15 protein-coding genes are annotated in these 15742 nt (G+C 44.9%); 14 read left to right on the top strand and 1 reads right to left on the bottom strand.

Annotation, left to right across the window (positions count from 1 at the left end):
* Nucleotides 1–91: 91 nt before the first annotated feature.
* From QVE09_RS04520 to QVE09_RS04495, 6 genes are all read left to right on the top strand, one after another.
* Nucleotides 92–601 (top strand): hypothetical protein, encoded by a 510-nt coding sequence (locus QVE09_RS04520; RefSeq protein ID WP_017688037.1) that lies wholly within the window; start codon nt 92–94, stop codon nt 599–601.
* Between the two features lie 28 nt (nt 602–629).
* Entirely contained in the window at nt 630–1421 is a 792-nt protein-coding gene (locus QVE09_RS04515) for an HAD family hydrolase (protein WP_315935856.1), read from the top strand.
* A gap of 583 nt (nt 1422–2004) precedes the next feature.
* Nucleotides 2005–2934 (top strand): ABC transporter permease, encoded by a 930-nt coding sequence (locus tag QVE09_RS04510; RefSeq protein ID WP_397387011.1) that lies wholly within the window; start codon nt 2005–2007, stop codon nt 2932–2934.
* A 12-nt stretch (nt 2935–2946) separates the two neighbouring features.
* Entirely contained in the window at nt 2947–3819 is an 873-nt protein-coding gene (locus QVE09_RS04505; protein WP_315935854.1) for a carbohydrate ABC transporter permease, read from the top strand.
* Nucleotides 3820–3875: 56 nt separating this feature from the next.
* Entirely contained in the window at nt 3876–5396 is a 1521-nt protein-coding gene (locus QVE09_RS04500; protein ID WP_315935853.1) for an ABC transporter substrate-binding protein, read from the top strand.
* Between the two features lie 102 nt (nt 5397–5498).
* Nucleotides 5499–6173: a GntR family transcriptional regulator gene (locus QVE09_RS04495; RefSeq protein ID WP_091020712.1), complete on the top strand. Its 675-nt coding sequence runs from the start codon at nt 5499–5501 to the stop codon at nt 6171–6173.
* A gap of 96 nt (nt 6174–6269) precedes the next feature.
* Here the strand turns inward: QVE09_RS04495 and QVE09_RS04490 are convergent, their stop codons facing one another.
* Nucleotides 6270–6815 (bottom strand): cupin domain-containing protein, encoded by a 546-nt coding sequence (locus tag QVE09_RS04490; protein ID WP_047843398.1) that lies wholly within the window; start codon nt 6813–6815, stop codon nt 6270–6272.
* 179 nt (nt 6816–6994) lie between these two features.
* Here QVE09_RS04490 and metH point away from each other — a divergent pair, with 179 nt between their 5' ends.
* The 8 genes from metH to QVE09_RS04450 all read left to right on the top strand — a co-directional run bounded on the left by metH (nt 6995) and on the right by QVE09_RS04450 (nt 15736).
* Nucleotides 6995–10435 carry a methionine synthase gene (gene metH, locus QVE09_RS04485; RefSeq protein ID WP_315935852.1) on the top strand — a complete coding sequence of 1147 codons (3441 nt, stop codon included), beginning with the start codon at nt 6995–6997 and terminating at the stop codon, nt 10433–10435.
* Nucleotides 10436–10512: 77 nt separating this feature from the next.
* The gene (rnz, locus tag QVE09_RS04480; RefSeq protein ID WP_315935851.1) at nt 10513–11451 is read left to right on the top strand and encodes a ribonuclease Z; all 939 of its coding nucleotides are present in this window, start codon (nt 10513–10515) and stop codon (nt 11449–11451) included.
* A gap of 358 nt (nt 11452–11809) precedes the next feature.
* Entirely contained in the window at nt 11810–12619 is an 810-nt protein-coding gene (locus QVE09_RS04475) for a TIGR01457 family HAD-type hydrolase (RefSeq protein WP_315935850.1), read from the top strand.
* 6 nt (nt 12620–12625) lie between these two features.
* On the top strand, nt 12626–13447 hold the full coding sequence (locus QVE09_RS04470) for an Fpg/Nei family DNA glycosylase (RefSeq protein WP_315935849.1): 822 nt from the start codon (nt 12626–12628) through the stop codon (nt 13445–13447).
* Nucleotides 13437–14285: a deoxyribonuclease IV gene (locus tag QVE09_RS04465; RefSeq protein ID WP_315936096.1), complete on the top strand. Its 849-nt coding sequence runs from the start codon at nt 13437–13439 to the stop codon at nt 14283–14285. The genes QVE09_RS04470 and QVE09_RS04465 overlap by 11 nt, the downstream gene beginning before the upstream one ends.
* A gap of 19 nt (nt 14286–14304) precedes the next feature.
* Nucleotides 14305–14643, top strand: coding sequence for a cyclic-phosphate processing receiver domain-containing protein (locus QVE09_RS04460; protein ID WP_315935848.1), 339 nt, complete (start codon nt 14305–14307; stop codon nt 14641–14643).
* Entirely contained in the window at nt 14643–14960 is a 318-nt protein-coding gene (locus QVE09_RS04455) for a thioredoxin family protein (RefSeq protein ID WP_062834898.1), read from the top strand. The genes QVE09_RS04460 and QVE09_RS04455 overlap by 1 nt, the downstream gene beginning before the upstream one ends.
* The gene (locus QVE09_RS04450) at nt 14957–15736 is read left to right on the top strand and encodes an ABC transporter ATP-binding protein (protein WP_397386998.1); all 780 of its coding nucleotides are present in this window, start codon (nt 14957–14959) and stop codon (nt 15734–15736) included. Before QVE09_RS04455 ends, QVE09_RS04450 begins: the two co-directional genes overlap by 4 nt.
* Nucleotides 15737–15742: the final 6 nt, after the last annotated feature.

Below are 15742 nucleotides of genomic sequence, written 5' to 3'. Positions count from 1 at the left end.
TCTTCCTGTTATTTTGAGTGTGCAATTTATAGGGGGAAATGTTGGTTTACAGTTATGTAAGCCGATACAAAGACACATAAGGGGGATTCTCATGTCGCGTTCGTTCGAGAGAACGGTTAAGAAAAATTCCAAGCAGTTAAATCAGCAACGCAAAAAAAGTGGTCAACCAATCACAGGTACACCAGGTGAAGAAGTCTTTAAGGGACGCAGCCTTTTGTTCCCTATATTTTTGATCGGTCTCGCCTTTTTGTATCTGTTTATGAGCACGTTCCTTGTGCAAGCTCCGATGACAACTTGGGACTGGGTGACGATGCTGCTTTACGTATTTTTGGCAGTCATCTTCATGCTTCGCCGACCATACATCAAGATTAGCAGTAATCGGATTATAACGACGAAGGGTAATCGTGAACGTTCAATCGGGGTTGACGATATTGTCAAATTCAGAATTGAACCAGGTACAGTTGTTATCGAACATAACAGTCGCGGGAAAAGATGGGTGTTTACCAAGTTATTGAACCGTTACGATACAGATGCGATTGCAGAACGTTTGCTGAAGTTTGCAAAAGCACACCAGATCACCGTGGAAACCGTCGAAAAGTAATTATTGCATAAAGGGGTAGATGATCGGAATGGCGTTAAAAGCGATTTTGTTCGACCTAGATGATACTTTATTGTGGGATGAGCGTAGTGTGCGAGAAGCTTTTCATGAGACTTGTCTAATCGCAGCGAAAGAGACTGGGGTTAAACCAGAAGAACTTGAAGAAGCTGTTCGTAATGAGGCACGTGGACTGTATGAATCATATGAAACCTTTCCTTTTACCAAAATGATTGGAATCAATCCGTTTGAAGGCCTTTGGGCAAACTTTACTGGTGGGGATCAACCTGAGTTCCGTCAGTTGGAACAGCTTGCTCCAGTTTACCGTAAAGAATCCTGGCGTCGTGGCTTGTTGAAGTTGGGTATAGATCGGGAAGATCTTGCTGAACAACTTGCTGCGCAGTTTGGAGTAGAACGGAGATCCAGACCTCATGTATACGAAGAAACGATGGATACCTTGCGTCAGTTACAAGGAAAGTACAAACTGTTGCTGTTAACGAACGGTTGTCCAGCTTTGCAACAAGAGAAGTTGGATGGTGTACCTGAATTGACTCCTTTCTTTGATGAGATTATTATCTCGGGTAACTTCGGAAAAGGAAAACCAGATCCGTCGATATTTGAACATGCTTTGAGTAAACTGGGTGTTAAACCCGAAGAGAGCATGATGGTTGGGGACAAGTTAACGACTGATATTCGTGGTGCTTTATCATCTGGCATCCAATCCGTCTGGATTAACCGTGAGCATAAGACCAACAATGAAACGTATGCGCCAGACCATGAAATAACGCATTTATCGGAATTAGATCAGCTTATTGCTAAGTTCTGAGCAGATCAGCCATAACATCTTTCCTCAGTACCCTGAAACATTGGAAACTTCAATGAACGATGATGTCGTTCTTGAAGTTTCCAATGTTTTTTTATTTGATCTTGTTGACTAAATTACCTTGTTAAATGAGATCTCCATTTTTTGCTAAAAGTTATTGAAATTAGGGGGAAGCTGGATTGGAAAATAAATAAAATACTAGTATGACTAGTATTTAGATTGTCCTAAAGCAATTTCTTTTTGACTTACTTCATTGAATGAAGCAGGGAGTTATTGCTTATTATTTTTGGTTTATTGTAAGCGCTTAATATTTTGAAATAGCTTCATTCGATTTGGAAATCACACCACTTAGTAAGTGCTAATTAATGATGTGAAGCACCTTGGATTGTGTGATTCTACATAATACATCAAATTAATATCGCTTACATTTAGCAATTATCTATTTGGTATGGGGGTGAAGTTAAAGGAGTTGTTGTCTTCTACAAGAGGAGAAACGATGGGAATTGTACATGAATTCTCTTACTTATCAAGTCCTGGATCGGAGTGAAAACACATGGAGTCGGAAACCGCTAAAACAACGTTAACCATGACATCTTTACGTAAAGAGAGCAGATTACGAACGGCAGCAACTTTGTTCCGCAAAGACTGGCAGCTGTATTCACTATTAATCCTTCCCATCATTTATCTCCTTATTTTTAAATATGGGCCGATGATTGGTAATGTGATTGCATTCAGACGTTTTGTTCCCGGGGGAAGTATATTTGGAAAAACGTGGGTTGGATTAAGATACTTCAAAATGTTCATAGAGGACCCTACCTTCTGGAGAGTATTCGGTAATACGCTGATGTTAGGCGGACTTGCGTTACTCTTTACATTCCCGGTTCCAATCATTTTTGCCTTGATGCTTAACGAAGTGAAGAGTAAACGATTCAAAAAGTTTGTACAGACCGCGTCTTATCTACCTCACTTTCTCTCCATCGTTATCGTTGCGGGTATGATCCTGCAGCTGACAGCAGTGAATGGTTCCATTAATGGACTGGTGGCTTTCTTCACCGGAGACAATATTCCTTTTATGCAGCGGGCTGAGTGGTTCAGAACAATCTATATCACTTCTGAGGTATGGCAGGGTATGGGTTGGGGAGCAATTCTGTATCTGGCTGCACTGACAACCATTGATGATTCTTTGTATGAAGCTGCGCGTATCGATGGTGCCAATCGATGGAAGCAAACGATTCATGTAACGATACCAGGGATTTTGCCCACGATTGTGACGTTATTGATTTTGAATATGGGTAATTTCCTTGCTGTTGGATTTGAAAAAATCTTACTCTTGTACAATCCGCTGATCTACGAGACATCTGATGTGATCTCCACTTACTTGTATCGGGTCGGACTGGAATCCAGTAACTTCAGTTATGCTACCGCAATTGGCTTGTTCCAATCGCTGATTGGTCTGATTCTGGTGTTCTCCGTAAATGCCATCTCACGCAGACTGACACAAAGAAGCCTATGGTAAAGTAGGAGCATCATGCAGGAATCCAGATCTTACAAGGTGTTTAAAGTATTCAATGTTATCTTTCTGCTGTTCGTGGTATTTATAACGCTCTATCCATTTTTAAATGTCGTGGCACAATCCTTCAGTAGTGAGTCCTATATTAATTCGGGCAAGGTTAGTCTGTTCCCAAGAGGATTCAATGTAGAGACATACAAGACCATCTCACGTGACAGTATGTTCTGGACCAACTATAAAAACACGATTATCTACACTGTAGTAGGTACGTTAATCTCCATGTTCATGACGACCATTTTCGCATATGCCCTATCCAAAAAGAGGTTGATGGGTCGCAAGTTTCTGACGATGTTTGCCGTATTCACGATGTTCTTCAGTGGTGGATTGATTCCAAACTATGTGTTGATTAATTCCCTCGGGTTCAACAACACCATGTGGGCACTTGTTGTTCCTGGCGCAATTAGCATATACAACATGCTGATCATGAAGTCATTATTTGAAAATATGCCTGAAGAACTGGAGGAAGCTGCCTCCATTGACGGTTTGAACACATACGGGATCTTGTTACGCATTATATTGCCGCTTAGTAAAGCAGTTATGGCAACCATGGTGCTGTTCTACGCAGTAGGTCATTGGAATTCCTGGTTCCCAGCCTTTCTGTATTTGGACAAAAAAGAACTGTTCCCGGTCACCATTTATTTGCGAAATATGATTGCAGGAGCGACAAGCGGGGCGTCTGCCGGTGCAACCTCAGCTGATAACCTGACACAGATTGCTGCCAATATTAAGTCAGTAACGATGGTATTAACCATCTTGTCGATACTCACCATCTATCCATTTGTCCAAAGATACTTTGTAACCGGTATCATGTTAGGGTCTGTGAAACGGTAATACGTAGCAGTTCTATGGCAAAGTCAACCTAAACCAAATTCAGGGGGGTAACCTAAATGAATCAAAAGCCACGTAAGTTTGTTGGTAAAATGGTGTTGGCAACAATGATGAGCGTTGTTTTGGCAGCATGTAGTAGCGGTGCTGGAACTGGTGGGGACGTCACAGAAGTTCAAACCAACGCTGCCATGGAGACTTACAATGTAGGTGACACATTCAAGGCAACTGAGCCGTTCAATCTATCGATACTATATAGCGACCATCCGATCTATCCGTATAAAAAAGACTGGTTGTTTTTTGACAAAATTACCGAACTAACGGGTGTCACGCTTGAGCCAACGATTGTACCCATGAGCGATTACGCTCAGAAGAGATCTTTGTTGATTAGCTCCGGTGATGCACCACTGGTTATTCCTAAAACGTACCCTGGTGAAGAGCCTGCATTTGTGTCCTCTGGTGCGATCTTGCCGATCAGCGATTACATTGATTTGATGCCCAACTTCAAGGATAAAGTGGAAAAATGGGGATTGGAAGAAGAACTCGAAGGACTTCGGCAAGAAGATGGAAAGTACTATGTGCTCCCGGGTCTGCATGAAGAAGTATGGCCGGATTATACATTACTGGTAAGAACGGATGTTTTTGAAGAAAATAACATCCCCATCCCGACGACATGGGACCAATTGTATGATGCAGCCAAAAAGCTGAAAGAAATCTACCCGGATTCCATTCCATTTTCGGATGGATTTAAATTCAATAGTACATTGAACATCGCTGCTACTGGCTTTGGTACCAAGGCAGGATGGGGTTTTGGTAATGGATTGACGTATAAGGAAGATCAGGATGAATTCGTATACACGGCTACAACACCAGAATACAAAGAGCTGCTGACGTACTTTAACAAGTTGGTATCCGAAGGATTGCTGGACAAAGAAAGTTTTACACAGGATGATGATCAGGCTGTACAGAAATTTGTATCCGGCAAATCTTTTATGATTAACGGCAATTCCCAAACGGTGGTGCTGCACCGTAATGATATGAACAAAACGCTGGGAGAAGGTAAATACTCTGTTGCGAAGATTACAGTTCCTGGTGGACCAAAAGGGCAATTAATGTCTGGTTCCAGACTTGAAAACGGTGTCATGATATCCGGGAAAATTCAAAAAAGCGAAAACTTCAAAGCCATTATGCAATTTATCGATTGGTTATACTACAGTGATGAGGGTCAAGAGTTTGCCAAATGGGGCGTTGAAGGCGAAACATTTACCAAAGAGGGCGGAACACGTAAATTGGTAGAAGACGTGAACTACAATGGCTTGAATCCCAAAGGCACGAAGGATACCAAGGAAGTGATCCCGGCAGAACCACCAATTCCTTACTCTTCAGAGGACCGTGAACGGGTGACACTTCTGAGTACACCACTGAAAGACTACTCTGATCAGAATACACTTAAATTTATTTTGGGTGAGCGGGACTTGTCTGAATTCGATACTTTTGCTAAAGAGCTGGACAGTCAAGGTCTATCCAATTATCTGAAGCTGGCAAATGAAACGTACAAAGCCTACAAAGAAAACAAGAAATAATATATTTGATGTTGGCCAGATTACCGTTTCACACCGATATTTAAGTGGAACGGTAATTTGTGCTAAGATGAATGAATACGGCTGATAGAAAGAGGTCTAGGCATGTCACTTAATCAAAAAATTAGAGGCTCGACCCGGGCATATTCATATAACCTGTTAAAAGAACGAATTCTGCATCTGGAACTTAAGCCGGGTACCAAGATTTCAGAGAAAGAGATTGCAGATGAACTGCAGGTGAGCAGAACACCCGTGCGAGAAGCATTCATGAAGCTTGCTGAAGAAGAACTGCTGGACATTATTCCACAGAGTGGAACGATCGTCTCTCATATCAATCTAGAGCATGTGGAAGAAGGCAGGTTTATGCGGGAGAAGATGGAGAAGGAAATCGTGACTTTGGCTTGTGTTTCTTTTCCTGAAGAGTTCAGATTTCGACTTGAAACCAACATTGCAATGCAGGAAGTCTGTATAGGAAAAAACAATTTCTATCGTCTTTTTGAACTGGATGAAGAGTTTCATCAGATTTTGTTTCAGGGCACGGGTAAGCTGAGAACATGGAAAATGTTGCAACAACTGAATATTCCGTTTAATCGGTTGCGTTTATTACGTCTAGCGGAGGACTCCAACCTGGAGGTCATTATCTCCCAGCACAAAGAGATTTATCGGCTTATCACAGAGCGTCAGACCGAGCAAGCTGTTCAGGTGATGGAAGCTCATCTTAGACTAGTTGTGATCGAACAGGAATCGATAAAAGCGAAATACCCGCATTATTTTATATAATGCACCGATGTTGTATAATACTTTCCATATGCATATGCGAAAACCCCTGTTCAATTGAACAGGGGTTTTGGTTAAGCAAGTTGTAACACGAGAGTGTTAGGCTTGTTTGATAAAAGTAGGATCAGGGTATGGATCTGCAATCCAGCCATCTTTTTCGATGAACAGACGTACAGCAATAATTTGTTTGTTCTCCATTAAAGTGAAGAAGTGCGGTGTATTCTCAGGTACAGAGATAACGTCTCCAGGAGACAGTTCTACATTAAAGTAGCCCACATCATCTGTAGCTTTGATAACAAAGATTCCTTTACCAGCAACAATCGCACGGATCTCATCTTCAGCGTGGGTGTGGATCTCTTCGAACTTGGCCAGCTTTTCTTCGATATCTGGTGTTTGTTCGGACAGCGTGATGACATCCCAGATCTGGTATCCGCGACGTGCAGCCAAATCTCTGATTTCATAATCGTAAGTTTCCAAAACCTCGGTTTTCTGTTCATCAGTTAATCCAAAGTTATTTTGCAGATCAGTGTTCAGTTTGGATGCATCCCACTTCTCATATAATACTTCGTATTTGTTCAAGAAATTTCGAACATTTTCGTCACCAGTGATGCGTTCGTTCGTATTTCGGATAACAATTTCAGCCATGTTCTTTCCCTCTTTTCCACTTGGTTTAATTGAATTATATCGGATTGCTCTGTTTTTGTCGATTCTCAAATTCCGTTCATATTCGTGCAAACCCGCCATCTTTCGGGACCAAACCCGATCTTTCACATTAAGTTAGTTTCTGTTAAACTAAGATTTAACGTTTTGCGGGGGTGAAGATATTGGATAAGATTAGTCTACACGATGCATTAAAACAACGAATATTAATCCTCGACGGTGCAATGGGGACCATGATTCAACAAGTTGATCTGACTGGCGAAGATTTTGGTGGCGAAGATTTGGATGGATGTAATGAAATGTTAGTGCTTACTCGTCCAGAGCTGATCCAGCGCATTCATGAAGAATATCTGGAGGCTGGCGCCGATTTAATAGAAACCAATACATTTGGTGCCACATCCGTCGTGCTTGCTGAATACGATATTCAGGATCGGGCACGCGAGATCAACCTGGAAGCAGCCAGAATTGCGAAAGCTGCGGTTGATCGTTTCTCTACACCGGAATCTCCACGTTATGTGGTAGGTGCGATGGGACCAACAACCAAAACACTGTCTGTAACTGGGGGAGTAACGTTCCAGGAACTTATCGACAGTTATTTGGAGCAAGCGCTTGCTTTAATAGAGGGAGGCGTTGATGCGCTACTGCTCGAAACCTCACAGGATACCCTCAATGTTAAAGCAGGCAGTATTGGAATTCAGCAGGCCTTCGAACAGAGTGGCATTACACTGCCTCTGATGATATCAGGAACGATAGAACCAATGGGAACGACCCTTGCGGGTCAGAACATCGAATCCTTTTATATATCCTTAGAACACCTTAACCCAATTTCGGTAGGACTAAACTGTGCTACGGGTCCGGAGTTCATGCGTGATCACATTCGCTCGCTTTCCGGAATGGCATCGGTTGCCGTTAGTTGTTACCCGAACGCGGGTCTTCCGGATGAGAACGGTAATTACCATGAGTCACCAGACTCGCTTGCTCAGAAGATTGGTGCTTTTGCCGAACAGGGCTGGTTGAATATTGCTGGTGGATGTTGCGGGACAACCCCTGCACATATTCGTGCTATGCGCGATACACTTGCCCAGTACCCCCCAAGAGAAATGAACGGAACACATCCACCGGCATTGTCTGGTATAGAACCAATCTATATCGAACAGGACAATCGTCCATACATGGTCGGTGAGCGTACGAATGTGCTGGGATCACGGAAATTCAAACGACTCATTGTAGAAGGCAAATATGAAGAAGCTTCAGAAATTGCTCGTGCTCAAGTGAAAAATGGAGCGCACATTGTCGATGTGTGTGTACAAGACCCAGACCGCGAAGAGTCTGAAGACATGGTGAAGTTCCTTGAACTGGTTGTGAAAAAAGTAAAGGTTCCTCTCATGATCGATACGACAGATGCTTCCGTAATCGATCTGGCTCTTCAGTACTCGCAAGGTAAAGCAATAATTAACTCCATTAACCTTGAGGACGGGGAAGAGAAATTTGAGCTGATCACGCCGTTGCTTCATAAATATGGTGGTGCGGTTGTTGTCGGAACGATTGATGAACGGGGTCAGGCGATTAGTCGAGAAGACAAGCTTGACGTAGCCAAGCGCTCTTACGATTTGCTAGTGAACAAATATGGACTCAAACCAGAAGACCTTATTTTCGATACATTGGTGTTCCCGGTAGGTACGGGAGATGAACAGTACATCGGTTCAGCCAAAGAAACCATTGAAGGTATAAGAGTTATCAAGGAAGCGATGCCTGAATGTCATACGATACTTGGGATCAGTAACATTTCATTCGGATTGCCTGAAGCAGGCCGTGAGGTGCTGAACTCTGTATTCTTGTATGAATGTACCAAAGCAGGTCTCGATTATGCCATCGTGAACACAGAGAAACTGGAGCGTTATGCGTCCATTCCGGAAGAAGAACGCAGGCTCTCGGAAGAACTTTTATATAACACAAATGATGATACACTGGCGGCATTCGTAGCGGCGTTCCGTAACAAAAAGGTTGAGAAGAAGGAAAAAATCTCGAACCTTTCATTAGAAGAGCGTCTCGCTTCATATGTTGTCGAAGGAAGCAAAGAAGGATTACTGCCAGATCTCGAACAGGCACTTGCCAAATACACAGCACTTCAAGTGATTAACGGTCCACTGATGCGAGGGATGGAAGAAGTGGGTCGTCTCTTTAACAATAATGAGTTGATTGTGGCTGAGGTGTTGCAGAGTGCGGAGGTTATGAAGGCTTCTGTAGCATATCTGGAGCAATTCATGGAGAAGAACGAAACTTCGGTTAAAGGCAAGATCATTCTGGCCACGGTTAAGGGTGATGTGCATGACATCGGGAAGAACCTTGTAGAGATCATCCTTTCCAATAACGGTTACCAGATCATTAATTTGGGTATAAAAGTACCACCAGAACGTATCATTGAGGCGTACCGAGAAGAAAAAGTTGATGCGATCGGCCTTTCGGGGTTATTGGTAAAATCCGCGCAGCAGATGATTCTTACCGCTCAGGATTTGCGAACAGCAGGTATTGATGTACCTATTATGGTTGGTGGAGCGGCGCTAACACGTAAATTCACCAAAAACCGTATCCGTCCTGAATATAACGGTATGGTTGTATATGCCAAAGACGCAATGGATGGTCTGGATCTGGCGAACAAATTGATGAATCCCGTTACACGTGAAGCGATGCAACTGGAGATGGAAGCTGAGAAAGAAGCTGATGCTTCAGGAGCTGTAGCTGTTCAGGCGCTTCCAGAGCTTACGCGAGTGGAACGTTCGGATATTGCTGTAGACCATCCGGTTCTTGTGCCGCCGGATCTGGAGCGGCATACGATGCGCAACTATCCGTTATCACATATCCTGCCCTACGTGAACATGCAGATGTTGCTTGGACACCATCTGGGGTTGCGCGGTTCAGTTGAACAACTGCTTGCCTCAGGTGATAAGAAGGCTACCGACCTGAAAGCAGTCGTGGATGAAATTATGCAAGAAGCTGTTCGTGACGGGATTATTCAGGCGCATGCCATGTATCGTTTCTTCCCGGCGCAGTCCAGTGGTAACAGCATCATTATCTATGATCCAAAGGACACGAGTAATATTTTGCATACATTTACGTTCCCACGTCAACAAGTCGAGCCGTTCCTGTGCCTGTCCGACTTCCTGAAGCCTGTTGAATCCGGTCAAATGGATTACGTTGGTTTCATGGTAGTTACTGCCGGACACGGTGTGCGTGAACTATCCACGGCGTGGAAAGATCAAGGGGATTATCTCCGCTCGCATGCTCTGCAATCCGTAGCGCTTGAAGTAGCAGAGGGATTAGCTGAACGTGTGCATCATATGATGAGAGATATATGGGGGTTCCCGGATTCTGCCCAGATGACCATGAAGCAACGTCACGGTGCACGCTATCAAGGGATCAGGGTATCTTTTGGATATCCGGCTTGTCCGGATCTGGAAGACCAAGGGCCGCTGTTCAAGTTGCTGCAGCCTGAGGATATCGGTGTGGAATTGACGGAAGGTTTCATGATGGAACCTGAAGCTTCCGTATCAGCGATGGTATTCAGCCATCCGCAAGCTAAGTATTTTAATGTAGAGAAGGCATAAATTCAGTAGAGTGTCAGGCAAAGCCCTCCGCATTGTCGGAGGTTTTTTGCTGGCAACAGAAAGAGGTGCGATCCAGAATGGAACTATATTTCCTGGGAACTAATGCTGGTGTACCTACGCTTCAACGGAATGTAACTTCCATTGGGCTACGCATGTTGGATGAGCGCAGAGCTTTGTGGTTGTTTGACTGCGGGGAAGGAACGCAGCACCAGATTTTAAGTTCTCCGCTTAAACTAAGCAAATTGGAGAAAATATTCATTACTCACCTGCATGGGGATCATGTATTTGGACTTCCAGGACTGCTTTCGAGCAGAGCCTATCAAGGTGGCACCACACCATTAACCGTATATGGTCCGCCAGGTACGGAACGAATGATCAGTACAACAATGGAGCTGAGCCAATCCCGGGTTAACTATGATCTGAATATCGTGGAACATACGGGCGGCGTCCTGTTCGAGGATGACAGTTTTTTCGTGGAAGCTGCTTTGCTTGAACATCGGATTGACAGTTATGGATACCGGATTACGGAAAAAGATCGTCCAGGAAGCCTGGACCTAGCCAAAATGGCGGAATACGGTTTGAAACCAGGCCCATTGTTCGGCCGGCTGAAACGTGGAGAAACCATTACGCTGGATAACGGTGATTCGCTTCGTCCAGAAGATGTATTGGGAGCGCCAAAACGAGGTATGGTGATCACCATATTGGGTGATACACGTCCATGTGACAACGTACAGCCACTTTCCATCAATGCAGATGTACTTGTGCATGAAGCTACATTCATGCATGATCTGGCCGATACAGCGCATGAGTACTATCATAGTACTTCTAAACAAGCGGCAGAAGCGGCTAGAGCAGCCAATGTAGGACAACTAATCATGACTCACTTCAGTTCACGCTATAAGGATGAGGATCAACTGCAGCCACTTTTGGAAGAGGCGCAGTCCGTATTCCCGAATACCAGACTTGCAAACGAACACCAGCTTATTCCTGTCGTGCATCGCAAGCAAGAATCTTAACCATGATTGCGAACCAGTGCACGGTTAAACACGACATATAAAGATCCGGGTAATTGCACGGGACTGAGGGAGAGGAACTCCCGCGGTCCCTTTTGCAATCTGGTCAGAAAGCGTGTAGGATGGGCAATATGAAGAGGGAAATGATTCAAATTATTTTCCGGGAAAGCGCAGGAAATGACAAGCTTGTACAGAAGACGCGCGAGTTAAACCGTCGGTGTTCGATCCGGTTCGACTTGTTGCGTGCACATGTCAGCAAGCCATTATTTTTTGCCTGAAATACATAGGTTCGCGGTCAAGTTCGAGGTAAATTGATTAAGGACATGAAACGTTAATGGAATAAAGAAAGGAAGTGCTGTGTGTGATTAAGGCCTATCTGATTGACTTGGATGGTACGCTCTATCATGGCAGACATCGTATCGAAGGAGCCGATCAGCTTATTCGAACACTGCAGGAGCTAGGAAAGCCGTATTTATTCGTAACAAATAATTCTTCCCGTACACCACAAGGTGTGGCCGATCATCTGAACGGGATGGGCATACCTGCCGACGCGTCTCAAGTATGTACTTCTGCTGTGGCGGCTGCTGAATATGTTGCTGAAGAGTCCCCGGGTGCAAAAGTGGCATGTATTGGAGAAGCAGGACTGCTGGAAGCCATAGAAGAAGCAGGACTACAGCTGACGGAAGATGCACCAGATTACGTGATACAGGGGATTGATCGTGAATTTTCCTATCATAAACTGACCAAGGCGCTAAGGTGGATTAATGCGGGATCAAAATTCATTATGACCAACCCGGATCTGCAGCTTCCTTCCGATGATGGACTGACACCTGGAGCGGGAACCATTGGAGCTGCAATTGAAGCCGCAACCGGAGTTCGTCCTACAGTCATAGGCAAGCCATCCAGTGTTATAATGAAGTCAGCCATCAGCCGGCTGAACTTGGCCTCTCATGAAGTGGCAGTGATCGGGGACAATATGCGAACCGATATTGCAGCTGGAGTCGCAGCAGGATGTGAGACGTTGCTGGTACTTACCGGTGTGACGACACGAGATAATATGGATGGACACATTCAAGCAGCCAAGGCTCGACCTGATCATGTGTTTGAAGATTTGCATAAATTGATGGAGTGGCTGTCACAAGAGGCAGACCAAGCTTCCAAAAAGGGGTAATGTACGATGCCGGAACTACCGGAAATGGAAAATTACCGGACCTTGCTGTCCGAGAAAATACTTGATCTACTGATTACAGGTGTTGTAATTAACCGCGATAAAACGATAAATACGGAGCCTGATCTGTTCACCAATGAACTTACAGGCAATCGCATCATATTTGTTGAGCGCCGAGCGAAGCATCTGATTTTCCACTTGGCTAATGGCAAACGTCTGGTGCTGCACCTCATGCTGGGCGGTATGATTTTCTGGGGCACGGAAGAGGAACGCCCTGATCGTTCCACACAAGTGGAAATCCAGTTTGGCGATCACATTTTATTCTTTATCGGACTGCGCTTGGGTTATTTACATCTGCTTACTTCGAAAGAAACCGAAGAGGCGATGTCTGATCTTGGACCTGAACCTTTGGATAGACGGATGAACGTGGAACGTTTTGCTTCTCTGTTGAAAGGTCGTCGGGGTACGCTCAAGACAACGTTGGTGAACCAGCATATCATTGCAGGGATTGGCAATTGTTATTCGGATGAGATTGCCTTTGCTGCTGGTCTGAGACCTAGCTCCAAAACGCAGAACATCGCGACTTCACCTGAGCTGGTGGAGCGCTTGTTCCATTCGATGCAGTCCGTGTTGCGCGAAGCAGCTTCTGAGGGCGGTTATATGGAAATGCCACTGATGCAAGGGGATACGAAGACAGGAAGCTTTGACGAGCAATGTCGCGTATACGACCGGGAAGGCGAGACTTGTCCGCGCTGCGGGGGAACGATTGAACGAGTGGAAATTACGGGCAAGAAGGCATTCTTCTGTCCGAAATGCCAGCATGAAGCCTAAAACCGGAATCGGGGCACATGTCAGCACCAGAGGCGGATTTCTTCAGGCAGCCAAGAGAGCACATGCGATGGGGGCAACGGCGTTTCAGTATTTTCCGAAGAACCCGCGTAGTCTTGGCCTGAAAAGTCTGGATCTCAAGGATGCTGAGCAGTGCAGGGATTGGTGTGAACAGCAGGGACTTGCTTCGATTGCACATTCACCCTATCCCACGAATCCGGCGTTGGGCATGACCCGTGGAGAGGCGGGGTTTCATGCTACAATAGCTTCTATTCGCAATGATCTTGAAATTTCGAATGCTTGCGGTTCTGTTGGGACGGTGGTCCATTTTGGACATATCAAAACAAACAATCCGCTGGAGGGTTATCAGAACCTCATTCATTGTCTGGATACCGCCTTGGAGAATTGGAATGGACATTCGAAGGTTCTGATTGAGAATCAGGCAGGTGATCATGGCCCGATGGGCACGACAATGGAAGAAATGATACAGATTCGCAAATTAAGCCGATATCCGGAGCATATTGCTTTTTGTTTTGACACATGCCATGCTTTTGCTTCAGGTTTGTGGTTGTCAGGCAACGAAGCGGCGATGCTCGATAAGGGCAGGATGCTCGGGTATTGGGATAATGTTGCTGCTGTCCATTTTAATGATTCCAAATATGCGTCTGGTTCTTGTAAGGATAGACATGCAAGGATCGGACAGGGATATATCGGAAATGAATCAATGAAAGCATTGTTAAATGCGCCTGAGTTTCAAAATGCGGTTGTTGTGCTCGAGACAGAAACGGGCGAAGATGGAACGCACCGTGATGATATAGCGCTCATGCGTTCCTGGTTATAATGGGGAGAGGAGCGATTGTATGCATGTTTTTTTGGATGACTATCGGGCCTGTCCGAAAGGATTTGTTCTGGCAACCAATGCTGAAGAGTGCCTGATGCTGCTAAGAGAAGGTGACGTGGACATTTTGTCTCTGGATTATGAGCTTGGTCCGGATTCGCCTAATGGCGGAGAGGTTGCAGCATCCATTGTAAGAGAAGGTTTATTTCCGCGTGAAATCTATTTGCATACGTCCAGTATGTTTGGGAAACGCCAGATGTACGAGATGTTATATAGCAATAAACCGGATTCGGTAACCATTCATAATGGTCCAATGACGGGTGAGGTCATGCTGCGTGTTGCTGCGGGAGAAGAAAATTAATGAAGCCAATTACATCCAAAATGTTAATGCGCGGCGTATGGGAAGGCATGCCACAGGCTGTATTTATATATACCCCTTTATGTGGGACATGTGCGGCAGCACGGCGTATGTTAGAGGTCGTTGAGCACATGCTGCCAGAAGGTATTTTATCCGAAATGAACATTCATGACATTCCTGAACTTGTACAACAGTTTCAAATTTCAAGCGTACCAGCCGTGATGCTGTTTGACGGCCAGCAAGATGTTCCAAAAATGGTTTATCGGATGAGCTCTGTGGAGCATTTGCTCTCGGAGATCCGGAAGGCGGTGCTGAAATGAGTATAATTTCGATGGAACATGTCTCACTTAGACGAGAAGAGAATCAAATCTTGGATGACGTACATTTGCGCATAGAACAAGGCGAACATTGGGTTATTCTGGGCCGGAATGGTTCTGGCAAAACAACGTTACTGGAAATGATGAACGGATATATGTTTCCAAGCCAGGGACGCATTGAAGTGCTGGGTAATCTGTATGGACAATGTGACGTCAGGGAAGTACGTAAGGAAATCGGTTATATCAGCCAAACGTTGATTGAGAAACTCACACCCAGAGATCCGGTATGGGAAGTCGTCGCTACAGGAGCTTATGCTTTTTTGCGTTTTTATCAGACAATTCCTGATGAAGTAAAAGCAAAGGCAATGAGTCTGTTAGATGACATGGGCTTTGCCAATCTGGCTAACAACCCGCTTGGAACGTTATCCCAAGGGGAGCGAAAAAAAGTCATGCTTGCTCGTTCATTAATGGCTGAGCCAAAATTGCTGATTATGGACGAGCCTTGTGCCGGGCTAGACTTATATGAACGTGAGAAAATGCTGGCCGAGATTGATCGTCTGCGCCAGCGTAACATTACAGTTGTGTATGTAACACATCATGTTGAAGAGATCGTACCTTTATTTACGCATGTGGCTTTAATCCGCGATGGACGTATTGCGGCGGCTGGCCCCAAGCATGAAGTTTTGACACAAGATACAATTAAGCATACGTACGATGTCCCGGTCGATATCCAGTGGGATGAAGGTCGCCCGTGGATACGCGTACGTTCTGGAGGGTAACACAAT

Origin of the sequence: Paenibacillus sp. ClWae2A (genome assembly GCF_032452295.1) — a bacterium.
Classification (GTDB): Bacteria; Bacillota; Bacilli; order Paenibacillales; family Paenibacillaceae; genus Paenibacillus.
Note: the sequence above shows the minus strand (reverse complement) of the source record. Positions and strands in the feature narration are given on the sequence as shown.